This is a genomic window from Escherichia sp. SCLE84 (assembly GCF_012584495.1).
Lineage (GTDB): Bacteria > Pseudomonadota > Gammaproteobacteria > Enterobacterales > Enterobacteriaceae > ECMA0423.
In genome coordinates, this window is sequence record NZ_CP051430.1 from 2,914,553 (window position 1) to 2,938,606 (window position 24,054).

The following is a 24,054-nucleotide window of genomic DNA, read 5'->3' on the forward strand; positions in this document are numbered from 1 at the left end:
ATTAACTCAGCATTATTTTTAAACATCAAACCACTTAATCATTAACAAAATCGCAAGATCTCATTCCACCGAAACTTTTACGGCTGCATTATGAGATTGAGCGATTTATGATATTTCTTTAGTTGTAATCATATTAAATTTTTTCACTGTTCTGATAGTTAAAATTCAAGACATCAATAAACAATGAGATATTTAAATGATTACTCGTATCCCTCGTAGTTCTTTCTCTGCAAATATTAATAATACAGCCCAGACAAATGAACACCAAACCCTGAGTGAATTGTTTTATAAAGAACTCGAGGATAAATTTTCTGGCAAAGAGCTGGCGACGCCTCTATTAAAAAGCTTCTCAGAGAACTGTAGACAAAATGGTCGTCATATCTTTAGTAACAAGGATTTTGTCATTAAATTTTCCACGTCCGTCTTACAAGCTGATAAGAAAGAAATTACGATAATTAATAAAAACGAAAACACGACACTTACTCAAACCATTGCCCCAATATTTGAAGAATACCTAATGGAAATTTTACCTCAACGCTCAGACACTCTTGATAAACAAGAATTAAACCTAAAATCAGATAGAAAAGAAAAAGAATTCCCAAGAATTAAACTTAATGGTCAATGTTATTTTCCGGGGCGACCCCAAAACCGTATAGTATGCCGACACATTGCTGCACAATATATTAATGATATTTATCAGAATGTTGATTACAAACCCCATCAAGATGATTACTCTTCAGCTGAAAAATTTCTCACGCACTTCAACAAAAAATGCAAAAACCAGACTTTGGCGTTGGTTTCCAGCCGTCCTGAGGGGCGTTGCGTTGCTGCCTGCGGTGATTTCGGGCTAGTTATGAAAGCATATTTTGACAAGATGGAATCAAATGGCATCAGTGTTATGGCAGCCATATTACTGGTGGATAACCATGCTTTGACGGTCCGGCTAAGAATAAAGAACACAACTGAAGGATGTACCCATTACGTGGTTTCGGTTTATGATCCTAATGTAACTAACGATAAAATAAGAATTATGAGCGAAAGCAAAGAGGATATTAAACACTATTCTCTGATGGATTTTATGAATGTAGATTATAGCCTCCTGAAATGGTCAAATGATCATGTTATTAACCAATCTGTTGCAATAATTCCAGCACTTCCGAAAGAACAGCTATTGATGTTAAAAGGATCTGTGGATGAAATAACCCCTCCATTATCACCAGCAACGATGAATTTGCTAATGGCAATTGGTCAGAATCACCAACTTACGCAACTGATGATTCAGCTCCAGAAAATGCCAGAACTACATAGAACAGAAATGTTGACTGCCTATAATAGTGGACATATGAACGTTATTAATACTATTTTTAACGCATTACCCACTCTTTTTAATACGTTTAAATTCGATAAAAAAATATGAAGCCCCTCCTCCTGGCAAATAATTCTAATGAATATCCCGGTTTGTTTTCAGCGATACAGCATAAACAACAAAACGTTGTAGAGACGGTTTATCTTGCTTTATCTGACCATGCACGCCTGTTTGGATTTACCGCTGAAGATATTATGGATTTTTGGCAACACAAAGCGCCACAAAAATACTCTGCCTTTGAGTTGGCTTTTGAATTTGGTCACCGGGTTATTGCTGAATTAATCCTTAATACATTAAATAAGATGGCTGAAAGCTTTGGCTTTACGGATAACCCTCGATACATTGCGGAGAAAAATTATATGGAAGCTTTACTCAAAAAAGCATCTCCCCATACCGTACGCTAAATCTTTGCCTGCGCCGATACGCATAAACATCTTCCACATGCCCTTCACGTATGCGGTTTTGTAGTGCGCGCCAGTAATCAGCGCGGAACAGGTCGGCGTGCATCTCTTCAAACAGCGGACCAATACGCGGGTCGGCGCATAGCCAGTGGCGAAACTCTTCCGGGAAAACATCGCCCGGCGAGACGCTGTACCACGGTTCGCTGGCAAGTTCGTCTTCCGGATAGCGCGGCGGCGGGATGTCGCGGAAATTCACTTCCGTCATGTAGCAAATTTCATCGTAATCATAAAAAACCACACGCCCGTGACGGGTGACACCGAAGTTTTTAAACAGCATGTCGCCAGGAAAAATGTTAGCAGCGGCAAGCTGGCGAATAGCGTTACCGTATTCTTCAATGGCGTCGCGCAACTGCTGACCTTCCACTTGTTCCAGCCAGATATTGAGCGGCACCATCCGCCGCTCGATATAGAGATGGCGAATTACAATCTGCTCACCAAGATCGGTGATTTTTTCCGCTGCTTCCTGGAGCAGTAATTCCATTAATGCCGGGGAAATATGCCGCTTCTCCAGCACAAAGTTTTCAAACTCCTGGGTGTCCGCCATTCGGCCCACGCGATCGTGCTCTTTCACCAGTTGATAGCAGGCACGAACGTGAGCGGCAGACATCTCTTTCTGCGGCGCGAACTTGTCTTTGATGACTTTGAATACCCGATCAAAGCCCGGCAGCGTAAACACCAACATCACCATTCCACGAATACCCGGCGCTTCAATGAACTGCTCATTACAGCCCTGTAGATAAACGAGATATTCGCGGTAGCTTTCGGTTTTGGCGTGCTTCTGGCAGCCGATAGCCATATACAATTCAGCAGTGGTTTTACCTGGCAGAATTTCCCGTAGCCACTCGACCAGCGCTGCGGGCAGCGGTGCATAAACCATAAAATAAGAACGCGCAAAGCCAAAAACAATGCTCGCTTCGGCGGTCGTCGTCAGGCAGGTATCAATAAATAACTCGCCGTCGTCCGTCTGGTGGATCGGCAGTAAGAAGGGCAACGTGCCGGAAGGCGTGATCAGTTTGCCCACCAGCCAGGCGGCTTTATTGCGGTAAAACAGTTCGTTCGCCACCTGTAAATGACTTTCCGCGAGGTTGTCTGTCCCCAGCGTTTCCGTCAGATGGCGAATGATGTAATGAATGTCACGGCTTTTATTCTGCCAGCGCAGGCGCAGCGGCAGGTCGCTGATAACGCGCATCAGTAGAGATTCCCAGCCGTGATCGGGGTGAAAGTCTTTCGCCAGCGGGCGGGGAATGGTACGAAAGCGGCGCTCTGGCTGAGAGCTAAAGATAAAAAGCCGCTCGGGAGTAAGCGAGCGGTGGTCAAATAACCGACAGTACACGGAGTTAAAAAAGCTCTCCGCAATCTCGAAGCGCGGGTAATCCGGCAACAGCCGCGTGTAATGCTCTTTAACGCGCAGTAAAAATGCCGCGTCCGTACTTTGGCCGTTAGTAATGCAGCGCAGTTGCTCCACGACCAGACCAACGTGATGATCGTAAAGATGGATACGGTTTTTCATCGCCTGCTGGACAGCATGCCAGTCGGCCTGTTCGAAACGCTGCTGCGCCCCGGAAGTCACTTCGAGGAATCGACCATACTGAGCGTCGAAGCCTTGCAAAATGGTTTGAGCAATCAGTAATTCCAGGCCACGCGGCATTTAGCGCCCTCATCAGGAGCAGAGAATTGCCGGATGCGGCGTAAACGCCTTATCCAGCCTACGTTCGGCAACGGTTGTAGGCATGATAAGACGCGCAAGCGTCGCATCAGGCATCGTGCACCGATTGCCGGATGCGGCGTAAATGCCTTATCCGGCCTACGTTCGGCAACGGCTGTAGGCATGATAAGACGCGCAAGCGTCGCATCAGGCATCGTGCACCGATTGCCGGATGCGGCGTGAACGCCTTATCCGGCCTACAGTCAGCAACGGTTGTTGTTGCTTAGAACTGCGATTCTTCAGTGGAGCCGGTCAGCGCGGTGACTGAAGACGTGCCGCCCTGAATAATAGTCGTCACTTTATCGAAGTAACCTGTACCCACTTCCTGCTGGTGAGATACGAAGGTATAGCCATCTTTCGCGGCGGCAAATTCCGGCTGCTGCACTTTCTCAACGTAGTGCTTCATACCCTCGCCCTGGGCATAGGCGTTTGCCAGGTCAAACATGTTGAACCACATGCTGTGGATACCTGCCAGGGTGATGAACTGGAACTTGTAGCCCATATCCGACAGCTGCTGCTGGAAGCTGGCAATAGTTTTGTCGTCGAGGTTTTTCTGCCAGTTGAACGACGGCGAGCAGTTATAAGCCAGCAGTTTGCCCGGATATTTCGCGTGGATAGCTTGTGCAAAGCGACGCGCCAGTTCCAGATCCGGCGTGGAGGTTTCACACCAGACCAGGTCAGCATATGGCGCATACGCCAGGCCACGGCTGATCGCTTGCTCAATGCCCGCATGAGTACGGAAGAAGCCTTCACTGGTACGCTCGCCAGTAATAAATTCACTGTCATACGGGTCGCAATCGGAGGTAATCAGATCCGCCGCATCGGCATCGGTACGAGCAACCAGCAGGGTTGGAACGCCCGTCACGTCAGCTGCAAGACGCGCCGCGACCAGTTTCTGAATAGCTTCCTGAGTTGGCACCAAAACTTTGCCGCCCATGTGACCGCATTTCTTCACTGACGCCAGCTGATCTTCGAAGTGAACTGCCGCTGCACCGGCTTCAATCATCGCTTTCATCAGTTCAAAGGCATTCAGGACACCGCCAAAACCGGCTTCCGCATCGGCAACGATCGGCAGGAAGTAATCGACATAGCGCGGATCGCCCGGCTCAATGCCTGCGGACCATTGGATCTGATCGGCACGACGGAAGGTGTTGTTGATCCGCTCCACCACAGCTGGCACCGAGTTTGCCGGATAGAGCGACTGATCCGGATACATGCTGGCCGCCAGGTTAGCGTCCGCCGCTACCTGCCATCCCGACAGATAGACTGCTTCAATACCCGCTTTCGCCTGTTGCAGCGCCTGACCGCCAGTCAGTGCACCGAGGCTGTTGATGTAGCCTTTTTTCGACTCGCCATGCAGCAGACGCCACATTTTCGCCGCGCCCAGTTGCGCCAGGGTGCATTCAGGATTGACTGAACCGCGTAATTTCACCACATCTTCCGCGCTGTATGGGCGAGTAATGCCTTCCCAACGCGGTTGAGTCCACTCTTTCTGTAATTCTTCAATTTGTTGTGTACGGGTTTTCATGTGCAGATGCTCCATAGTTATGTGGTGGTTTACGCTAACAGGCGGTAGCCTGGCAGGGTCAGGAAATCAATTAACTCATCGGAAGTGGTGATCTGTTCCATCAAGCGTGCGGCATCGTCAAAACGCCCCTGGGAGAAACGTTCTTCGCCCAGTTCGCTGGCAATGACTTTCATCTCTTCACCCAGCATCTGGCGGAACAAGGCTTTGGTCACCGGTTTGCCATTGCTCAACGTTTTTTGATGATGGATCCACTGCCAGATTGAGGTACGGGAAATTTCAGCCGTCGCCGCATCTTCTATCAGGCCATAAATCGGCACGCAGCCGTTGCCGGAGATCCATGCTTCGATGTACTGCACTGCCACGCGAATGTTGGCGCGCATACCTTCTTCGGTGCGTTCACCATCACAAGGTGTCAGCAGCTGATCGGCAGTAATCGGCGCGTCTTGTTCGCGCATCACTTCAAGCTGATTTTTACGGGAGCCGAGAATGTCGTTGAATACCGCCATTGCCGTATCCGCAAGGCCTGGGTGAGCAATCCATGTGCCATCGTGACCGTTATTGGCTTCCAACGCTTTATCCGCTTTTACTTTGTTGAGCACCTGGTTATTGCGCTCTTCATCTTTGCTCGGAATAAACGCTGCCATGCCGCCCATCGCAAAAGCACCGCGTTTATGGCAGGTTTTAATCAACAGGCGTGAGTAAGCATTCAGGAATGGTTTATCCATCGTCACTGCCTGTCTGTCTGGCAGGACGCGATCGGGATAGTTTTTCAACGTTTTGATATAGCTGAAGATGTAATCCCAACGACCGCAGTTCAGACCAACAATATGGTCACGCAGCGCGTGAAGGATTTCATCCATCTGGAACACGGCGGGCAGCGTTTCAATCAGCAACGTCGCCTTGATGGTGCCGCGCGGCAGATTAAAGCGATCTTCTGCATAGCTGAAGACTTCGCTCCACCAGGCCGCTTCCTGCCAGGACTGGGTTTTCGGCAGATAGAAATAGGGACCGCTGCCCTTTGCCAACAGTGCCTGATAGTTGTGGAAGAAATAGAGCGCAAAATCAAACAGGCTACCGGGGATTGCCTCACCACGCCAGGTGACATGTTTTTCCGGCAAGTGCAGACCGCGTACCCGACAAATCAAAACCGCTGGATTGGGCTTGAGCTGATAAATTTTGCCTGCTTCATTGGTATAGCTGATGGTGCCGTTAACCGCATCGCGCAGGTTAATTTGCCCGTCGATCACTTTGTTCCAGTCTGGTGCCAGTGAATCTTCGAAATCGGCCATAAAGACTTTCACATTGGCGTTCAGTGCGTTGATCACCATCTTGCGCTCAACCGGGCCAGTTATCTCGACTCGACGATCTTGTAAGTCCGCGGGAATACCACGAATTTTCCAGTCCGTATCGCGAATGGAAGCTGTTTCCGAAATAAAATCAGGCAAAGTTCCGTTATCAATATCTTGCTGCTGCTGAATGCGCGCTGCCAGAAGTTTATTGCGTTGTGGCGTAAAATGCGTCACCAGCTCAGTCAGAAATTCTACCGCTTCGGCAGTAAGAATTTGCTTCTCCTGCTCGCCATACGGCCTTATGAAAGCCAGTTCATCGGTTGTTGTTGCCTGTTCAGTCATCGTGCAGCTCCTCGTCATGGATCCGAAAACTTCCCCACTGTGAACGAAGGATCGTTGTGCGCTTTTCGTTCAGCACAACTAAGACTACTCATTTAAAATGCAAAATCAAAAACAATTTCCATTTTAATTAAAAATACTTGATAACTTATTGATAACAATATGAATAAAATTTATTCACCTCCTGAGGTGCGTTTCGGAAATAAAAAAGCACCCGAAGGTGCCTGAGGTAAGGTGCTGAATCGCTTAACGATCGACTATCACAGAAGATTAATCCAGCGTTGGATTCATGTGCCGTAGATCGTATGGCGTGATCTGATAGACGTAATAGTTGAGCCAGTTGGTAAACAGCAAATTACCGTGACTACGCCAGCTCGCTCGCGGTGTATTTTGCGGATCATTGTGCGGGAAATAGTTATACGGTACTTCCGGGCCTAGTCCGGCTTCCACATCGCGGAAATATTCCTGCGCCAGCGTTTGCGCATCATATTCGGGATGGCCCGTCACAAAGGCAATGCGCTTATCTTTGCTGGCAAACAGATATGCATCCCCTTCTTCCGTCTCTGCCAGAATTTCCAGATCGGTGTAATCACGAATCAACGCTGCCGGAAAGTCAGCATAGCGCGAATGTGGTGCCAGGAATGAATCATCAAAGCCACGCGTCAGAAGCGCATGAGGATGGAGAATATGATGCTCGTAAACGCCAGAGAGTTTGTCGGTGCGAGTTTGCTTAGGAATGCCGTAGAGGATATTGAGCGCGGCCTGTACCGCCCAGCAGACAAACAGCGTCGAGGTGACGTGATCTTTCGACCACTCCAGCACCTGTTTGATCTGCGGCCAGTAAGCGACATCATTAAACTCCACCAGGCCCAGCGGCGCACCGGTTACAATCAGACCGTCAAAGTTCTGTTCCTGAATATCTTCAAAGTTACAGTAGAAGTTGTTCAGATGCTCTGCGGGCGTGTTGCGCGATTCACGGGAATCGATGCGCAACAGCTGAATATCGACCTGCAAAGGTGAGTTTGAAAGCAGGCGCAGAAACTGATTTTCAGTTTCAATCTTCTTCGGCATCAGGTTAAGGATCAGAACCTTAAGTGGACGAATTTCCTGACCAGACGCACGAGAAGTTGTCATCACAAAGACGTTTTCTTCACGCAAGAAATTGACGGCGGGTAGCTCGTCCGGCACACGAATAGGCATAACCTGATTACCTCACTACATACGCTTATACGTTTAGACATCCAGATAGCTGAAGATAACCAGAAAATTTGCCAATGTCGAGCCTGCATGTTGAAGGTGAGAAAGTTTCAAGGAAAAGGCTACGTTAGAATATAAGAATGACGAAAAGGAGAGAAAATGGTTATTAGTATTCGCCGCTCACAGCATGAGGAAGGGGAGGAACTCGTTGCGATTTGGTGTCGATCTGTCGATGCCACCCACGATTTTTTATCAGCAGAGTATCGGGCCGAGCTGGAAGAGCTGGTTCGTTCCTTTCTGCCGGAAGCACCGTTGTGGGTCGCGGTTAATGAACGGGATCAGCCGGTTGGGTTTATGTTGTTAAGTGGGCAGCATATGGATGCGCTGTTTATCGATCCTGATGTGCGCGGCTGCGGCGTGGGTCGGATGCTGGTGGAGCATGCGCTCTCGATGGCACCGGAACTGACAACCAACGTTAATGAGCAAAATGAGCAGGCGGTTGGGTTCTATAAGAAGGTGGGTTTTAAGGTTACGGGACGCTCTGAGGTGGACGATTTGGGGAAACCGTATCCGTTGCTGAATCTGGCGTATGTGGGGGAATAAGCCGCCCCTGCCGTGCCTGCCCAGGCTGGAGAAGACGCGCCAGCGTCGCATCCGACCTTTTTCTGCACCAGCGCAAAAAGGCCCAGTCTTCCGACTGGGCCTTCTGCTTAATTTGATGCCTGGCAGTTCCCTACTCTCGCATGGGGAGACCCCACACTACCATCGGCGCTACGGCGTTTCACTTCTGAGTTCGGCATGGGGTCAGGTGGGACCACCGCGCTACGGCCGCCAGGCAAATTCTGTTTTATCAGACCGCTTCTGCGTTCTGATTTAATCTGTATCAGGCTGAAAATCTTCTCTCATCCGCCAAAACACCTTCGGCGTTGTAAGGTTAAGCCTCACGGTTCATTAGTACCGGTTAGCTCAACGCATCGCTGCGCTTACACACCCGGCCTATCAACGTCGTCGTCTTCAACGTTCCTTCAGGACTCTCAAGGAGTCAGGGAGAACTCATCTCGGGGCAAGTTTCGTGCTTAGATGCTTTCAGCACTTATCTCTTCCGCATTTAGCTACCGGGCAGTGCCATTGGCATGACAACCCGAACACCAGTGATGCGTCCACTCCGGTCCTCTCGTACTAGGAGCAGCCCCCCTCAGTTCTCCAGCGCCCACGGCAGATAGGGACCGAACTGTCTCACGACGTTCTAAACCCAGCTCGCGTACCACTTTAAATGGCGAACAGCCATACCCTTGGGACCTACTTCAGCCCCAGGATGTGATGAGCCGACATCGAGGTGCCAAACACCGCCGTCGATATGAACTCTTGGGCGGTATCAGCCTGTTATCCCCGGAGTACCTTTTATCCGTTGAGCGATGGCCCTTCCATTCAGAACCACCGGATCACTATGACCTGCTTTCGCACCTGCTCGCGCCGTCACGCTCGCAGTCAAGCTGGCTTATGCCATTGCACTAACCTCCTGATGTCCGACCAGGATTAGCCAACCTTCGTGCTCCTCCGTTACTCTTTAGGAGGAGACCGCCCCAGTCAAACTACCCACCAGACACTGTCCGCAACCCGGATCACGGGTCCACGTTAGAACATCAAACATTAAAGGGTGGTATTTCAAGGTCGGCTCCATGCAGACTGGCGTCCACACTTCAAAGCCTCCCACCTATCCTACACATCAAGGCTCAATGTTCAGTGTCAAGCTATAGTAAAGGTTCACGGGGTCTTTCCGTCTTGCCGCGGGTACACTGCATCTTCACAGCGAGTTCAATTTCACTGAGTCTCGGGTGGAGACAGCCTGGCCATCATTACGCCATTCGTGCAGGTCGGAACTTACCCGACAAGGAATTTCGCTACCTTAGGACCGTTATAGTTACGGCCGCCGTTTACCGGGGCTTCGATCAAGAGCTTCGCTTGCGCTGACCCCATCAATTAACCTTCCGGCACCGGGCAGGCGTCACACCGTATACGTCCACTTTCGTGTTTGCACAGTGCTGTGTTTTTAATAAACAGTTGCAGCCAGCTGGTATCTTCGACTGATTTCAGCTCCATCCGCGAGGGACTTCACCTACATATCAGCGTGCCTTCTCCCGAAGTTACGGCACCATTTTGCCTAGTTCCTTCACCCGAGTTCTCTCAAGCGCCTTGGTATTCTCTACCTGACCACCTGTGTCGGTTTGGGGTACGATTTGATGTTACCTGATGCTTAGAGGCTTTTCCTGGAAGCAGGGCATTTGTTGCTTCAGCACCGTAGTGCCTCGTCATCACGCCTCAGCCTTGATTTTCCGGATTTGCCTGGAAAACCAGCCTACACGCTTAAACCGGGACAACCGTCGCCCGGCCAACATAGCCTTCTCCGTCCCCCCTTCGCAGTAACACCAAGTACAGGAATATTAACCTGTTTCCCATCGACTACGCCTTTCGGCCTCGCCTTAGGGGTCGACTCACCCTGCCCCGATTAACGTTGGACAGGAACCCTTGGTCTTCCGGCGAGCGGGCTTTTCACCCGCTTTATCGTTACTTATGTCAGCATTCGCACTTCTGATACCTCCAGCATACCTCACAGTACACCTTCACAGGCTTACAGAACGCTCCCCTACCCAACAACGCATAAGCGTCGCTGCCGCAGCTTCGGTGCATGGTTTAGCCCCGTTACATCTTCCGCGCAGGCCGACTCGACCAGTGAGCTATTACGCTTTCTTTAAATGATGGCTGCTTCTAAGCCAACATCCTGGCTGTCTGGGCCTTCCCACATCGTTTCCCACTTAACCATGACTTTGGGACCTTAGCTGGCGGTCTGGGTTGTTTCCCTCTTCACGACGGACGTTAGCACCCGCCGTGTGTCTCCCGTGATAACATTCTCCGGTATTCGCAGTTTGCATCGGGTTGGTAAGTCGGGATGACCCCCTTGCCGAAACAGTGCTCTACCCCCGGAGATGAATTCACGAGGCGCTACCTAAATAGCTTTCGGGGAGAACCAGCTATCTCCCGGTTTGATTGGCCTTTCACCCCCAGCCACAAGTCATCCGCTAATTTTTCAACATTAGTCGGTTCGGTCCTCCAGTTAGTGTTACCCAACCTTCAACCTGCCCATGGCTAGATCACCGGGTTTCGGGTCTATACCCTGCAACTTAACGCCCAGTTAAGACTCGGTTTCCCTTCGGCTCCCCTATTCGGTTAACCTTGCTACAGAATATAAGTCGCTGACCCATTATACAAAAGGTACGCAGTCACACAGATTGCTCTGTGCTCCCACTGCTTGTACGTACACGGTTTCAGGTTCTTTTTCACTCCCCTCGCCGGGGTTCTTTTCGCCTTTCCCTCACGGTACTGGTTCACTATCGGTCAGTCAGGAGTATTTAGCCTTGGAGGATGGTCCCCCCATATTCAGACAGGATACCACGTGTCCCGCCCTACTCATCGAGCTCACAGCATGTGCATTTTTGTGTACGGGGCTGTCACCCTGTATCGCGCGCCTTTCCAGACGCTTCCACTAACACACACACTGATTCAGGCTCTGGGCTGCTCCCCGTTCGCTCGCCGCTACTGGGGGAATCTCGGTTGATTTCTTTTCCTCGGGGTACTTAGATGTTTCAGTTCCCCCGGTTCGCCTCATTAACCTATGGATTCAGTTAATGATAGTGTGACGAATCACACTGGGTTTCCCCATTCGGAAATCGCCGGTTATAACGGTTCATATCACCTTACCGACGCTTATCGCAGATTAGCACGTCCTTCATCGCCTCTGACTGCCAGGGCATCCACCGTGTACGCTTAGTCGCTTAACCTCACAACCCGAAGATGTTTCTTGCGATTCATCATCGTGTTGCGAAAATTTGAGAGACTCACGAACAACTTTCGTTGTTCAGTGTTTCAATTTTCAGCTTGATCCAGATTTTTAAAGAGCAAATATCTCAAACATCACCCGAAGATGAGTTTTGAGATATTAAGGCAGGTGACTTTCACTCACAAACCAGCAAGTGGCGTCCCCTAGGGGATTCGAACCCCTGTTACCGCCGTGAAAGGGCGGTGTCCTGGGCCTCTAGACGAAGGGGACGTATCAGTCTGCTTCGCAAGACGCCTTGCTTTTCACTTTCTATCAGACAATCTGTGTGAGCACTTCAAAGAACGCTTCTTTAAGGTAAGGAGGTGATCCAACCGCAGGTTCCCCTACGGTTACCTTGTTACGACTTCACCCCAGTCATGAATCACAAAGTGGTAAGCGCCCTCCCGAAGGTTAAGCTACCTACTTCTTTTGCAACCCACTCCCATGGTGTGACGGGCGGTGTGTACAAGGCCCGGGAACGTATTCACCGTGGCATTCTGATCCACGATTACTAGCGATTCCGACTTCATGGAGTCGAGTTGCAGACTCCAATCCGGACTACGACGCACTTTATGAGGTCCGCTTGCTCTCGCGAGGTCGCTTCTCTTTGTATGCGCCATTGTAGCACGTGTGTAGCCCTGGTCGTAAGGGCCATGATGACTTGACGTCATCCCCACCTTCCTCCAGTTTATCACTGGCAGTCTCCTTTGAGTTCCCGGCCGGACCGCTGGCAACAAAGGATAAGGGTTGCGCTCGTTGCGGGACTTAACCCAACATTTCACAACACGAGCTGACGACAGCCATGCAGCACCTGTCTCACGGTTCCCGAAGGCACATTCTCATCTCTGAAAACTTCCGTGGATGTCAAGACCAGGTAAGGTTCTTCGCGTTGCATCGAATTAAACCACATGCTCCACCGCTTGTGCGGGCCCCCGTCAATTCATTTGAGTTTTAACCTTGCGGCCGTACTCCCCAGGCGGTCGACTTAACGCGTTAGCTCCGGAAGCCACGCCTCAAGGGCACAACCTCCAAGTCGACATCGTTTACGGCGTGGACTACCAGGGTATCTAATCCTGTTTGCTCCCCACGCTTTCGCACCTGAGCGTCAGTCTTCGTCCAGGGGGCCGCCTTCGCCACCGGTATTCCTCCAGATCTCTACGCATTTCACCGCTACACCTGGAATTCTACCCCCCTCTACGAGACTCAAGCTTGCCAGTATCAGATGCAGTTCCCAGGTTGAGCCCGGGGATTTCACATCTGACTTAACAAACCGCCTGCGTGCGCTTTACGCCCAGTAATTCCGATTAACGCTTGCACCCTCCGTATTACCGCGGCTGCTGGCACGGAGTTAGCCGGTGCTTCTTCTGCGGGTAACGTCAATGAGCAAAGGTATTAACTTTACTCCCTTCCTCCCCGCTGAAAGTACTTTACAACCCGAAGGCCTTCTTCATACACGCGGCATGGCTGCATCAGGCTTGCGCCCATTGTGCAATATTCCCCACTGCTGCCTCCCGTAGGAGTCTGGACCGTGTCTCAGTTCCAGTGTGGCTGGTCATCCTCTCAGACCAGCTAGGGATCGTCGCCTTGGTGAGCCGTTACCCCACCAACAAGCTAATCCCATCTGGGCACATCCGATGGCAAGAGGCCCGAAGGTCCCCCTCTTTGGTCTTGCGACGTTATGCGGTATTAGCTACCGTTTCCAGTAGTTATCCCCCTCCATCAGGCAGTTTCCCAGACATTACTCACCCGTCCGCCACTCGTCAGCGAAGCAGCAAGCTGCTTCCTGTTACCGTTCGACTTGCATGTGTTAGGCCTGCCGCCAGCGTTCAATCTGAGCCATGATCAAACTCTTCAATTTAAAAGTTTGATGCTCAAAGAATTAAACTTCGTAATGAATTACGTGTTCACTCTTGAGACTTGGTATTCATTTTTCGTCTTGCGACGTTAAGAATCCGTATCTTCGAGTGCCCACACAGATTGTCTGATAAATTGTTAAAGAGCAGTTGCGACGCGCTTTAGCGCACTGTCGCGAGGTGGCGTATATTACGCTTTCCTCTTTCAGAGTCAACCCTGAATTTCAGGATTTTTCTCTTCAACCGAACCGGCTGTTTGTGTGAAGTGATTCACATCCGCCGTGTCGATGGAGGCGCATTATAGGGAGTTCTCCGCAGGCCGCAATAGAAAAATTGCAGAAAAATGACTGACTGCTGCATTCCCCAGCAAAACCCCGCTTTATACCTTTTTACGCACAGAGTTATCCACAATCATCAATGTAATTTCTGTATTTTTCCCACGGTAACCACTGTCAAAATTGTGATCACCATTGAAAGAGAAAAATTCGCGAGCGTTGCGCAAACGTTTTCGTTACAATGCGGGCGAAAAATAAGGATGCCCCGTTAGGGGCGTTAGCTGAGTTTTTCGCGAAAAATTCAGCTAACGCTCTCTGTAATAGTCAAATCCAGGGGATTTACCATGCAACAACGTCGTCCAGTCCGCCGCGCTCTGCTCAGTGTTTCTGACAAAGCCGGTATCGTCGAATTCGCCCAGGCACTTTCCGCACGCGGTGTGGAGCTGCTGTCTACAGGGGGCACTGCCCGTCTGTTAGCAGAAAAAGGTCTGCCGGTAACCGAAGTTTCCGATTACACCGGTTTCCCGGAGATGATGGATGGACGCGTGAAGACCCTGCATCCGAAAGTACATGGTGGCATTCTGGGCCGTCGCGGCCAGGACGATGCCATTATGGAAGAACATCAGATCCAGCCTATCGATATGGTGGTTGTTAACCTGTATCCGTTCGCCCAGACCGTGGCCCGTGAAGGTTGCTCGCTGGAAGATGCGGTTGAGAACATCGATATCGGCGGCCCGACCATGGTGCGCTCCGCCGCTAAGAACCATAAAGATGTCGCAATCGTGGTGAAGAGCAGCGACTACGACGCCATTATTAAAGAGATGGATGACAACGAAGGATCGCTGACGCTTGCAACCCGTTTCGACCTCGCCATCAAAGCCTTCGAACACACTGCCGCCTACGACAGCATGATTGCCAACTACTTCGGCAGCATGGTTCCGGCGTACCACGGTGAAAGCAAAGAAGCCGCTGGTCGCTTCCCACGCACGCTGAACCTGAACTTCATTAAGAAGCAGGATATGCGTTACGGCGAGAACAGCCACCAGCAGGCTGCCTTCTATATAGAAGAGAATGTGAAAGAAGCCTCCGTTGCTACCGCAACCCAGGTTCAGGGTAAAGCCCTCTCTTATAACAACATCGCCGATACCGATGCGGCGCTGGAGTGCGTGAAAGAGTTCGCCGAGCCGGCATGTGTGATTGTGAAGCACGCCAACCCTTGCGGTGTAGCTATCGGCAATTCCATTCTTGATGCTTACGATCGCGCGTACAAAACCGACCCAACCTCCGCATTCGGCGGCATCATTGCCTTTAACCGCGAGCTAGATGCGGAAACCGCACAGGCCATCATTTCTCGTCAGTTTGTCGAAGTGATTATTGCGCCTTCCGCCAGCGAAGAAGCCCTGAAAATCACCGCCGCCAAGCAGAACGTACGCGTTCTGACCTGCGGTCAGTGGGGCGAGCGTGTTCCGGGTCTTGATTTCAAACGCGTGAACGGCGGTCTGCTGGTTCAGGATCGTGACCTGGGGATGGTCGGTGCGGAAGAACTGCGCGTCGTCACCCAACGTCAGCCGACCGAACAGGAACTGCGCGATGCGCTGTTCTGCTGGAAAGTGGCGAAGTTCGTGAAATCCAATGCTATCGTCTATGCCAAAAACAATATGACCATCGGTATTGGCGCGGGCCAGATGAGCCGCGTGTACTCCGCGAAAATCGCCGGTATTAAAGCTGCCGATGAAGGCCTGGAAGTGAAAGGTTCCTCGATGGCTTCTGACGCGTTCTTCCCGTTCCGCGACGGTATTGATGCCGCCGCCGCTGCGGGCGTGACCTGCGTAATCCAGCCTGGCGGTTCCATCCGTGATGACGAAGTGATTGCCGCCGCCGACGAGCACGGTATTGCGATGCTCTTCACCGACATGCGCCACTTCCGCCATTAATGGAGCAATAGATGAAAGTATTAGTGATTGGTAACGGCGGGCGCGAGCACGCGCTGGCCTGGAAAGCGGCCCAGTCGCCGCTGGTTGAGACTGTTTTTGTTGCTCCGGGTAATGCAGGCACTGCACTGGAACCCGCGCTGCAAAACGTTGCTATTGGCGTGACCGATATCCCGGCGCTGTTGGATTTCGCACAAAACGAAAAGATTGATCTGACCATCGTCGGCCCGGAAGCGCCGCTGGTGAAAGGCGTGGTCGATACCTTCCGCGCCGCCGGGCTGAAAATCTTCGGCCCAACCGCAGGTGCGGCCCAACTGGAAGGCTCAAAAGCGTTTACCAAAGATTTCCTGGCCCGCCATAAGATCCCTACGGCGGAATACCAGAACTTCACCGAGGTAGAACCTGCGCTGGCGTATCTGCGTGAGAAAGGCGCGCCAATCGTCATTAAAGCGGACGGTCTGGCTGCCGGGAAAGGCGTTATCGTGGCGATGACGCTGGAAGAAGCGGAAGCGGCTGTTCACGATATGCTGGCGGGCAACGCTTTTGGCGACGCGGGTCATCGCATCGTTATCGAAGAGTTCCTCGATGGCGAAGAAGCGAGCTTTATCGTGATGGTAGACGGCGAGCATGTGCTGCCGATGGCCACCAGCCAGGATCACAAACGCGTAGGCGATAAAGATACCGGACCAAACACGGGCGGGATGGGCGCTTACTCCCCCGCGCCGGTAGTAACCGATGAAGTTCATCAGCGCACCATGGAACGTATCATCTGGCCAACCGTGAAAGGCATGGCGGCGGAAGGCAACACCTACACCGGTTTTCTCTACGCGGGCCTGATGATCGACAAACAGGGCAATCCGAAGGTTATCGAATTTAACTGCCGCTTTGGCGATCCAGAAACCCAGCCGATTATGCTGCGCATGAAGTCCGATCTGGTTGAGCTCTGCCTGGCGGCCTGTGAAGGCAAACTGGACGAGAAAACGTCAGAGTGGGATGAACGCGCTTCTCTCGGCGTGGTGATGGCTGCGGGTGGATATCCGGGTGATTACCGCACCGGTGACGTGATCCACGGCCTGCCGCTGGAAGAAGTGGCAGGCGGCAAAGTGTTCCACGCGGGCACGAAACTGGCGGATAACGAGCAGGTAGTGACCAGCGGCGGGCGCGTACTGTGCGTCACCGCGCTGGGTCATACCGTGGCAGAAGCGCAGAAACGCGCCTATGCCTTAATGACCGATATCCACTGGGACGACTGCTTCTGCCGGAAAGATATCGGCTGGCGTGCTATCGAACGCGAGCAGAACTAACGCGACAGTTTTGCCAATAACGTTTTACGCGTGATCCCTAACTGACGGGCGGCTTCAGTTTTGTTGCCGCCCGTTTTCTCCAGTGCCGCCAGAATCACCTCTTTTTCCACTTCCACCAGCGGCTGAATATCCTGACTTTGCCCCAGCGGGATCGGCGTACTGGCAATCGCCAGCGGCAGCTCGCGTTCGGAAATATATTCCCCGGTCAGCAGCACCACTGCCCGTTCCACCGCGTTTTCCAGCTCACGAATATTTCCCGGCCAGTCGTAATGAATCAACAGATCCATCGCCTGGGGCGTAAAACCTTTTACCGCCTTGCGATTACGCTCGGCAAAGCGCTGCAGAAAATGGCCAGCCAGCAGAGGGATATCTTCCCGCCGTTGCCGCAGCGATGGTACTTCAATCGCCACCACATTCAGGCGATAGTAGAGATCCTGGCGAAAACGCCCGGCATTCACCTCTGCGGCAAGATCGCGATGGGTCGCCGCAATCAGCCGGACATCAACCGAGATAGTCTGGTTGCTACCGACACGCTGAACTTCGCGCTCCTGAATCGCACGCAGCAGACGCACCTGCATCATCGGCGAGATATCGCCAATTTCATCGAGAAACAGCGTGCCGCCGTCCGCCTCAACAAAGCGCCCTTCCCGGCGTTTATCGGCTCCAGTAAACGCCCCTTTTTCGTGACCGAACAATTCAGATTCCAGCAAGGATTCGTTGAGTGCCGCACAGTTGAGCGTTACCAGCGGTTTTTCGCTACGTGCGCTACTGGCGTGAATCGCCCTGGCGACCAGCTCTTTACCGGTGCCGGAATCGCCGTGGATCAGTACCGTGGCTTCCGATGGCGCGACGAGGGCGATTTCACTGAGCAGGTGTTGCATCGCCGAGCTTTTACCGACCATACCGAACTGGCTGGCAGTCACCGCAGGTGTTTCAGCATCAATACTGTGCGTATGCGCGAGCGCCTTTTCCAGCGTCGCCTGTAGGTTATCGAAATCCAGCGGCTTGATGAGATAATCCAGCGCCCCAGTTTTCAGTGCCTCTACCGCCGTCTCGACGCTGGAGTACGCAGTCATAATCAGCACCGGAATTGCCGGGTTTAACGCTTTGATCTCTTTCAGCGTGGCGATGCCGTCCATCTCCGCCATTCGCACATCGCAAAGCACAAGATCAAAAACCTGTTCCCGCACCTGCTCCAGCGCCTGTCGCCCGCTGTTCGCCAGCGCGACGTTATAGCCCCAGCCGCGCAGTAAAGCCTGCAAAATAGTGCAGTGGCTAATGTCATCATCCACCACCAGAATATCGATATTATCGTGCGTCATCCTTGTGGGTCCTTACGCGTAATATTGACCGGAAGCCAGAGGGTGAACGTTGAGCCTTTTCCCTCCTGGCTTGCGACCTGAATTGTACCACCGTGTTGTTCAACAATATTATGCACGACCGCCAGCCCCAATCCGGTGCCTTCGGCTTTGGTGGTGAAGTACGGAGTGAAGATGGCTTCAAGCTGATCTGCCGCAATTCCCTTACCGCTGTCGGTAACGCTGATTTTCACGCCCGCGCCGCTTTCGCTGACCGTCACGCTAATCACGCCATGCTGACCAATCGCCTGAATAGCATTGAGATAGAGATTCAACAGGACCTGAGTCAGCCTGTCCGGATCGGCCTGAATTTCCGGTAATGTGTCGTTGGCGGTAAAGCGTAACTGGATCTCCCGGCTGTTTGCATCCTGGCTTACCAGCTGTAATGAGTGGTTAATCAGCGTGTTGAGATCCACCGCCTGCAAAGCCAGATGCGTTGGCTTAACCAGTTCCAGCAACTCGCTTACCACGCGGTTTAAACGGTCGGCTTCTTTCGCCATCACCTGCGCCAATTGATGCGCTTCTCCCCCTGCTGGCGCGCGTTCGGCAAAGTATTTCGCCAGCCCTTTAATTGAGGAAAGTGGATTACGGATTTCGTGGGCAACGCCTGCCGCAAGATGCCCCAGCGCCACCAGCTTCTCTTTGCGCTTCATTTCATCTTGTAGAAGCTGGCGCGAGCGCAGATAGCGGCGATACCAGAAGAATGACAATACGCTTGCCAGCAAGACCGTCGCCAGGGCGAAGAGGATAATCAGGGTGTTTCTCTGCTCACGATCTTCGGCACTCACAATATTACTGGCGTCGAAAGCGATGAAAATTGCTTGTGGTGTTGCGGCATACTGCTGCATATGGCGCATCCGGTGCATTCCAGCAGCAAACATCGGTTGAAACTGGCGATAAATTTCCAGAACAGGCTCGCCGTCTGCGCTATCGATCCGCCGCCACGCTTCTTCATCTCCAGGATGTAACTGCTGCATTTCCTGCGGGGAATAAAGCTGTTTTCCCACCATGCCGGAGTTGCTATGCATCACGATTGTTCCTTGTTCATCCGTGACCGCAAACCAACGTACTCCAGGCTGCCCGGCCATTTCTTCCAGTAAGGCCTGCTGCTGCGCATGATGCATGCGCATCCCCATGCCGACGCGCGAGCCGGATTCAAGAGCGCGAATAAGTACACTGCCTTTTTCCAGCAGCGTTTGTCTGGCGGCGGCAGTCTCGCGCCCATAATCGCGAATCACCGTCACCGCAAACAACCCTACCAGCCCAACAATGACCACGGGGAGGATCGCGCTTAACCATTTAGCTAAGGAGTCTTTAGAACGTTGCATAAAACGCATCTTCTTCTTTGCCTGCTCATCCCTTTCTGACAGCAGAAATCATGCCATCTTTTATCAGCGCTTACCCTGCGCTGTAACACAAAGGCTTAAGTTTCAATGAGTAAAAATGACTCGCTACCCGCAGCAGGCGAGTCATTTTTACTCGTTTATCATGCCAGATTACCCGTCATATCAGCGTTTCATCGTTGGCACGGAAGATGCAATACCCGAAGTAAGACAACCACTGGAGGATTAACCATGAAACGGAACACGAAAATTGCCCTGGTAATGATGGCGCTTTCAGCAATGGCGATGGGATCGACATCTGCATTTGCTCACGGCGGACACGGTATGTGGCAGCAAAATGCCGCGCCTTTGACCAGCGAACAACAGACAGCGTGGCAGAAAATCCATAATGACTTTTACGCTCAAAGCAGCGCACTGCAACAGCAACTGGTGACGAAGCGTTATGAATACAATGCCCTGTTAGCCGCGAACCCACCGGATAGCAGCAAAATTAACGCGGTCGCCAAAGAGATGGAGAATTTGCGTCAGTCGTTAGATGAGTTACGGGTGAAACGAGATATTGCGATGGCTGAAGCGGGTATTCCGCGCGGAGCCGGAATGGGCATGGGCTACGGCGGCTGCGGTGGTGGCGGTCATATGGGTATGGGCCACTGGTAAATCAGAACGTTTTCTCGTTGGGTTGCCAGCGACAGAAATCAGAGTTTGCCACTAACAGTAATTGCGAACCTTCGGGCGCTTCCAGCCATGCCACGCTGACATCAACAGAAGAGCGGCTCTGGCGGCGCTCGATATGCGCTATCGCCTGCGAATCTAAATCAGGTTTAATGGTTTGCCCTTCGCAGGTGGTCACGGTCTGTTCCATCGCATGCCAGCGCCCCTGGCGCAGCACGACTCTCCCCTGACGTAAGGCATCGCTAATCTGGCGGATCTGATCAGCACGATAACGGTATAAATCGATTTGGTCGTTAGAAAGCTGCTGCTTTTCCCCATCGGATTCACGTTGCATAAAGCTCAGATCACCGCGATCGTCAAAACGCGCGCGAATGTTCACCGGCGGTTTGCTGTAAACATTGATATTGATGAGCGTGAGGTTATCGCCCTGCCAGCGATACTCTCGCGTCGTGGTATCGCCACTGCGCCACGGGCTAAACACGGCAAGCAGATGCACATTATCGCCGCTGTCTTTTCGCCAGATGCGTACCGCGCCCTGGTCTTCAGCAAATCCACTGGCGGTAAAGGGAGGAAGTGAAGAGTTGTGACTACAGGCAGTGAGAAACAGAGCGCCTGCCAGCATCAATGATCGACGCCAGAAAGACAAAAGGGGTGAAACCACCCCTTCGTTAAAACTGTTCACTGCCACGCAATCTTACTTAACTGCGTCTTTCAGTGCCTTGCCAGAAACAAATGCCGGTACGTTAGCTGCGGCAATTTTGATTTCTTTACCGGTCTGCGGGTTGCGGCCAGTACGCTCAGCGCGGTGGTTCACTTTGAAGGTACCGAAACCAACCAGTTGTACAGCATCGCCTTCTTTCAGAGACTCAGTAATTGCAGCCAGAGTGGACTCCAGAGCAGCTTTAGCCTGGGTTTTGGACAGTTCTGCTTTCTCTGCAATTACATCAATCAGTTGAGTCTTGTTCATAAGTTATCCTTACAATGTGTTTATCGCTTGCTAAGCATCGAGTGCGACGGAAATGCCAGAATAGCACTCTCCTGCATACACGCACCGATAGCCACTTTTTTTCGCCCCCCAAATGTAGACCAGACGGGGGGCGAAAGGGAAGACTCCAGGTACGACAAATCAGGCGTTAAATCACGTTTTCTGGTCTTATTGCTGAAAAATTATACCAATATTGCTCTCACCCGCCTCACGCAGGTCTGCCCTAAGGCCTTTTATCAGCTCGATATCGCGTTCTTCGCACTCAGCTAAAAGTCGGAATATTTCCCACTGAATGTCCCATTCTTGCTCTACAGCTGGGTTTTCTTTAAGCTCTTCATCGCTCATTTCGCGACCAGCCTGAGTCATTTCCAGCATCGCAACGGTCGTGATGGAGGTCTTACTCACTTCCACCGCGTGTTCGAGCGTTTCACCACTCAAACGCGAATGGACCAGTTCACTTAACGCCACGCAGGCATCGATTGCCGGATAAACGCCGTACAGATCGAAATCGTCGGCTGAAGGAATCGCTTCTTCAAATTTCTCCAGTTGGCTGTCGAAATTTACTTTTGCGTCTTTAACGGTCAGCGTTTCCCAGATGAGATCGAGAATACGACGGTAAATTTGCCCATCACCAAAACCGGTTTGCTGGCAGAACATGGCGTAATTGGGGTACATGCGTTCGCATAAGCAAGCCATGAAAGTGACATGCTGCCAGCTTTCCAGGCGCTCCAGACGCAGATGAATTGGGTTTTGTAACATGTTGAGTTCTCAAATACGGAAATTATCCGCAGTTTACCTGAATTAGGGCTGATTTGCTGTATAGCGCACGAACGCCGGACGTTCCGAGGCCACCGCGTCCGCCCAGCGCGTTGGCTCCGGCAGACGATAGCCTTTCATGCAGCGTTGTACCCACGCCAGCGCGCTGTCCACGCTGACCCGATGGCCGGTAGCGATAAACAACGGGTTACAGCGCGCTTTGCTGCGCCAGACCCAGGCCAGCTGCTCGCCTTTATCCATCAGTGGGGCCAGCGCGCCCGGTTCGCTGGAGAGCGGTTCGAATTTACCGCAGAGCCGTTTTTTCGCCACGCCGATCGTTGGCACATCCACCATCAAACCAAAATGGCTGGCGACGCCAAGACGGCGAGGATGCGAGATCCCATGACCATCGACAAACACTAAATCCGGCTTTTGCGACAGCATCTCCCACGCTGCCAGCAGCGCAGGATATTCGCGGAAGGAAAGAAAACCTGGAATGTAAGGCATGGTGGTGGCGATGCGGGCAACTTTATACTCCACCAGCTCAAGCGAGGGATATTTCAGCAGCACCATCGCCGCTCGCGTCACTTCTCCGCCCTGCTCAAACCCGACATCGGCTCCGGCGATCAGATCCGGTGGATCTTTATCGAGTCGATCCTCGCGGATCACAGAAGAAGCCAGTTCGATTTGTTGAGCGCGTAATGACGCGAGATCCATAATCACTCCTTAGCGGTGATACTGTTCAGACAGTCGATGCACTGCCTCCACGAACACGCCAGCATGTTCTGGCGGCACATCCTGATGAATGCCGTGACCAAGGTTAAAGACATGACCTTCGCCGTGACCGAAACCTGCAAGTATAGTCGCTACTTCTTCTTCAATGCGGGCAGGCGGCGCGTACAGCATCGACGGATCCATATTACCCTGCAACGCGACTTTATTGCCCACACGGCGGCGCGCATCGGCGATGTCCGTTGTCCAGTCGAGGCCCAGCGCATCGCAACCGGTTTCTGCCATGGCTTCCAGCCACTGTCCGCCGCCTTTGGTAAACAGCGTGACCGGTACGCGGCGACCGTCGTTTTCACGCAGTAAACCATCAACAATTTTATGCATGTAATAAAGCGAGAACTGTTGATAATCGCGCCCGGTAAGCACGCCGCCCCAGGTGTCGAAAATCATCACAGCCTGAGCACCGGCTTTAATCTGCGCATTCAGATACAAAGTGACGCTTTTCGCCAGTTTATCGAGTAGAGCGTGCAGCGCCTGCGGATCGGCATACATCATTTTTTTGATCACGGTGAAGGCTTTGCTGCTGCCGCCTTCCACCATGTAGGTTGCCAGCGTCCACGGGCTGCCGGAAAAACCAATCAGCGGCACTTCGCCTTTCAGTTCGCGACGAATGGTACGCACCGCGTTCATCACGTAACCCAGCTCATCTTCCGGGTCCGGAATTGGCAGTTTATCGACGTCGGCTTTGCAGGTGACTGGCGAGGTAAAACGCGGACCTTCTCCGGCTTCAAAATAGAGCCCTAACCCCATCGCGTCCGGCACGGTGAGGATATCGGAAAAGAGGATCGCCGCATCCAGCGGGTAGCGACGCAGCGGTTGCAAAGTCACTTCGCACGCCAGCTCGGCGTTTTTGCACAGCGACATAAAATCGCCCGCCTGGGCGCGCGTGGCTTTATATTCCGGTAGATAGCGACCCGCCTGGCGCATCATCCATACTGGAGTGACATCAACGGGCTGGCGCAGCAGCGCCCGCAGATAACGATCGTTTTTAAGTTCGGTCATTTTGGCTGTTCCTTAGTGCGTCAGGCG

The 24,054-nt window shown here is 52.1% G+C and carries 15 protein-coding genes, 1 tRNA gene, 3 rRNA genes and 1 pseudogene; 5 read left to right on the top strand and 15 right to left on the bottom strand.

Annotated features, from left to right (window positions below; genetic code table 11):
• The first annotated feature begins 196 nt into the window (after positions 1 to 196).
• Positions 197 to 1,770, top strand: a pseudogene (locus tag HGD79_RS14250) (ShET2/EspL2 family type III secretion system effector toxin).
• Here HGD79_RS14250 and aceK read toward each other — a convergent pair.
• From aceK to metA, 4 genes are all read right to left on the bottom strand, one after another.
• Positions 1,739 to 3,475, bottom strand: a complete 1,737-nt coding sequence (aceK, locus tag HGD79_RS14255) for a bifunctional isocitrate dehydrogenase kinase/phosphatase (RefSeq protein ID WP_001137214.1) — start codon at positions 3,473 to 3,475, stop codon at positions 1,739 to 1,741. The pseudogene HGD79_RS14250 and the gene aceK overlap by 32 nt on opposite strands.
• Before the next feature lie 280 nt (positions 3,476 to 3,755).
• Complete coding sequence (gene aceA, locus HGD79_RS14260; protein ID WP_000857856.1) at positions 3,756 to 5,060, bottom strand: isocitrate lyase; 1,305 nt, start codon at positions 5,058 to 5,060, stop codon at positions 3,756 to 3,758.
• Positions 5,061 to 5,089: 29 nt separating this feature from the next.
• On the bottom strand, positions 5,090 to 6,691 hold the full coding sequence (gene aceB / locus HGD79_RS14265; protein ID WP_168848429.1) for a malate synthase A: 1,602 nt from the start codon (positions 6,689 to 6,691) through the stop codon (positions 5,090 to 5,092).
• Positions 6,692 to 6,958: 267 nt separating this feature from the next.
• Positions 6,959 to 7,888 (bottom strand): homoserine O-succinyltransferase, encoded by a 930-nt coding sequence (gene metA, locus HGD79_RS14270; RefSeq protein WP_001122789.1) that lies wholly within the window; start codon positions 7,886 to 7,888, stop codon positions 6,959 to 6,961.
• A 156-nt stretch (positions 7,889 to 8,044) separates the two neighbouring features.
• On the opposite strand from metA, the gene HGD79_RS14275 reads away from it, so the two are divergent.
• The gene (locus HGD79_RS14275; RefSeq protein WP_000236960.1) at positions 8,045 to 8,488 is read left to right on the top strand and encodes an acetyltransferase; all 444 of its coding nucleotides are present in this window, start codon (positions 8,045 to 8,047) and stop codon (positions 8,486 to 8,488) included.
• Between the two features lie 117 nt (positions 8,489 to 8,605).
• On the opposite strand, the gene rrf is transcribed toward HGD79_RS14275, so the two are convergent.
• The 4 genes from rrf to HGD79_RS14295 form a co-directional block, all read right to left on the bottom strand.
• Positions 8,606 to 8,721: ribosomal RNA gene (gene rrf / locus HGD79_RS14280) — 5S ribosomal RNA — on the bottom strand.
• A 94-nt stretch (positions 8,722 to 8,815) separates the two neighbouring features.
• A 23S ribosomal RNA gene (locus tag HGD79_RS14285) occupies positions 8,816 to 11,721 on the bottom strand.
• A 193-nt stretch (positions 11,722 to 11,914) separates the two neighbouring features.
• Positions 11,915 to 11,990, bottom strand: a tRNA-Glu gene (locus HGD79_RS14290).
• An 85-nt stretch (positions 11,991 to 12,075) separates the two neighbouring features.
• A 16S ribosomal RNA gene (locus tag HGD79_RS14295) occupies positions 12,076 to 13,617 on the bottom strand.
• The 16S, 23S and 5S rRNA genes sit together here with 1 tRNA gene alongside, the layout of an rRNA operon.
• A 614-nt stretch (positions 13,618 to 14,231) precedes the next feature.
• Here HGD79_RS14295 and purH point away from each other — a divergent pair.
• Positions 14,232 to 15,821 carry a bifunctional phosphoribosylaminoimidazolecarboxamide formyltransferase/IMP cyclohydrolase gene (gene purH, locus HGD79_RS14300; RefSeq protein WP_001187566.1) on the top strand — a complete coding sequence of 530 codons (1,590 nt, stop codon included), beginning with the start codon at positions 14,232 to 14,234 and terminating at the stop codon, positions 15,819 to 15,821.
• Between the two features lie 11 nt (positions 15,822 to 15,832).
• Positions 15,833 to 17,122, top strand: a complete 1,290-nt coding sequence (purD, locus tag HGD79_RS14305; RefSeq protein WP_000866809.1) for a phosphoribosylamine--glycine ligase — start codon at positions 15,833 to 15,835, stop codon at positions 17,120 to 17,122.
• Here the strand turns inward: purD and zraR are convergent.
• Both zraR and zraS read right to left on the bottom strand, forming a co-directional pair.
• Entirely contained in the window at positions 17,119 to 18,444 is a 1,326-nt protein-coding gene (gene zraR, locus HGD79_RS14310) for a sigma-54-dependent response regulator transcription factor ZraR (RefSeq protein WP_000148518.1), read from the bottom strand. The genes purD and zraR overlap by 4 nt on opposite strands.
• Positions 18,441 to 19,817 (bottom strand): two-component system sensor histidine kinase ZraS, encoded by a 1,377-nt coding sequence (zraS, locus tag HGD79_RS14315; protein ID WP_001211921.1) that lies wholly within the window; start codon positions 19,815 to 19,817, stop codon positions 18,441 to 18,443. The genes zraR and zraS overlap by 4 nt, the downstream gene beginning before the upstream one ends.
• Before the next feature lie 237 nt (positions 19,818 to 20,054).
• Here zraS and zraP point away from each other — a divergent pair, with 237 nt between their 5' ends.
• Complete coding sequence (gene zraP / locus HGD79_RS14320) at positions 20,055 to 20,480, top strand: zinc resistance sensor/chaperone ZraP (protein WP_000828222.1); 426 nt, start codon at positions 20,055 to 20,057, stop codon at positions 20,478 to 20,480.
• A 1-nt stretch (position 20,481) separates the two neighbouring features.
• Here zraP and HGD79_RS14325 read toward each other — a convergent pair whose 3' ends face one another.
• The 5 genes from HGD79_RS14325 to hemE all read right to left on the bottom strand — a co-directional run bounded on the left by HGD79_RS14325 (position 20,482) and on the right by hemE (position 24,027).
• Positions 20,482 to 21,177 (bottom strand): DUF1481 domain-containing protein, encoded by a 696-nt coding sequence (locus HGD79_RS14325; protein ID WP_001300651.1) that lies wholly within the window; start codon positions 21,175 to 21,177, stop codon positions 20,482 to 20,484.
• A gap of 12 nt (positions 21,178 to 21,189) precedes the next feature.
• Positions 21,190 to 21,462: a nucleoid-associated protein HU-alpha gene (gene hupA, locus HGD79_RS14330; protein WP_001044513.1), complete on the bottom strand. Its 273-nt coding sequence runs from the start codon at positions 21,460 to 21,462 to the stop codon at positions 21,190 to 21,192.
• 186 nt (positions 21,463 to 21,648) lie between these two features.
• The gene (locus tag HGD79_RS14335) at positions 21,649 to 22,239 is read right to left on the bottom strand and encodes a YjaG family protein (protein WP_000940106.1); all 591 of its coding nucleotides are present in this window, start codon (positions 22,237 to 22,239) and stop codon (positions 21,649 to 21,651) included.
• Positions 22,240 to 22,281: 42 nt separating this feature from the next.
• Positions 22,282 to 22,953 (bottom strand): deoxyribonuclease V, encoded by a 672-nt coding sequence (nfi, locus tag HGD79_RS14340; protein WP_000362392.1) that lies wholly within the window; start codon positions 22,951 to 22,953, stop codon positions 22,282 to 22,284.
• Positions 22,954 to 22,962: 9 nt separating this feature from the next.
• The gene (gene hemE / locus HGD79_RS14345; RefSeq protein WP_000137657.1) at positions 22,963 to 24,027 is read right to left on the bottom strand and encodes a uroporphyrinogen decarboxylase; all 1,065 of its coding nucleotides are present in this window, start codon (positions 24,025 to 24,027) and stop codon (positions 22,963 to 22,965) included.
• Between the last annotated feature and the right edge of the window lie 27 nt (positions 24,028 to 24,054).

Coding starts and splice junctions, on each gene's coding strand:
- aceK (WP_001137214.1), bottom strand. CDS start 3,475: ATGCCGCGTGGCCTGGAATTACTGATTGCTCAAACCATTTTGCAAGGC.
- aceA (WP_000857856.1), bottom strand. CDS start 5,060: ATGAAAACCCGTACACAACAAATTGAAGAATTACAGAAAGAGTGGACT.
- aceB (WP_168848429.1), bottom strand. CDS start 6,691: ATGACTGAACAGGCAACAACAACCGATGAACTGGCTTTCATAAGGCCG.
- metA (WP_001122789.1), bottom strand. CDS start 7,888: ATGCCTATTCGTGTGCCGGACGAGCTACCCGCCGTCAATTTCTTGCGT.
- HGD79_RS14275 (WP_000236960.1), top strand. CDS start 8,045: ATGGTTATTAGTATTCGCCGCTCACAGCATGAGGAAGGGGAGGAACTC.
- purH (WP_001187566.1), top strand. CDS start 14,232: ATGCAACAACGTCGTCCAGTCCGCCGCGCTCTGCTCAGTGTTTCTGAC.
- purD (WP_000866809.1), top strand. CDS start 15,833: ATGAAAGTATTAGTGATTGGTAACGGCGGGCGCGAGCACGCGCTGGCC.
- zraR (WP_000148518.1), bottom strand. CDS start 18,444: ATGACGCACGATAATATCGATATTCTGGTGGTGGATGATGACATTAGC.
- zraS (WP_001211921.1), bottom strand. CDS start 19,817: ATGCGTTTTATGCAACGTTCTAAAGACTCCTTAGCTAAATGGTTAAGC.
- zraP (WP_000828222.1), top strand. CDS start 20,055: ATGAAACGGAACACGAAAATTGCCCTGGTAATGATGGCGCTTTCAGCA.
- hupA (WP_001044513.1), bottom strand. CDS start 21,462: ATGAACAAGACTCAACTGATTGATGTAATTGCAGAGAAAGCAGAACTG.
- HGD79_RS14335 (WP_000940106.1), bottom strand. CDS start 22,239: ATGTTACAAAACCCAATTCATCTGCGTCTGGAGCGCCTGGAAAGCTGG.
- nfi (WP_000362392.1), bottom strand. CDS start 22,953: ATGGATCTCGCGTCATTACGCGCTCAACAAATCGAACTGGCTTCTTCT.
- hemE (WP_000137657.1), bottom strand. CDS start 24,027: ATGACCGAACTTAAAAACGATCGTTATCTGCGGGCGCTGCTGCGCCAG.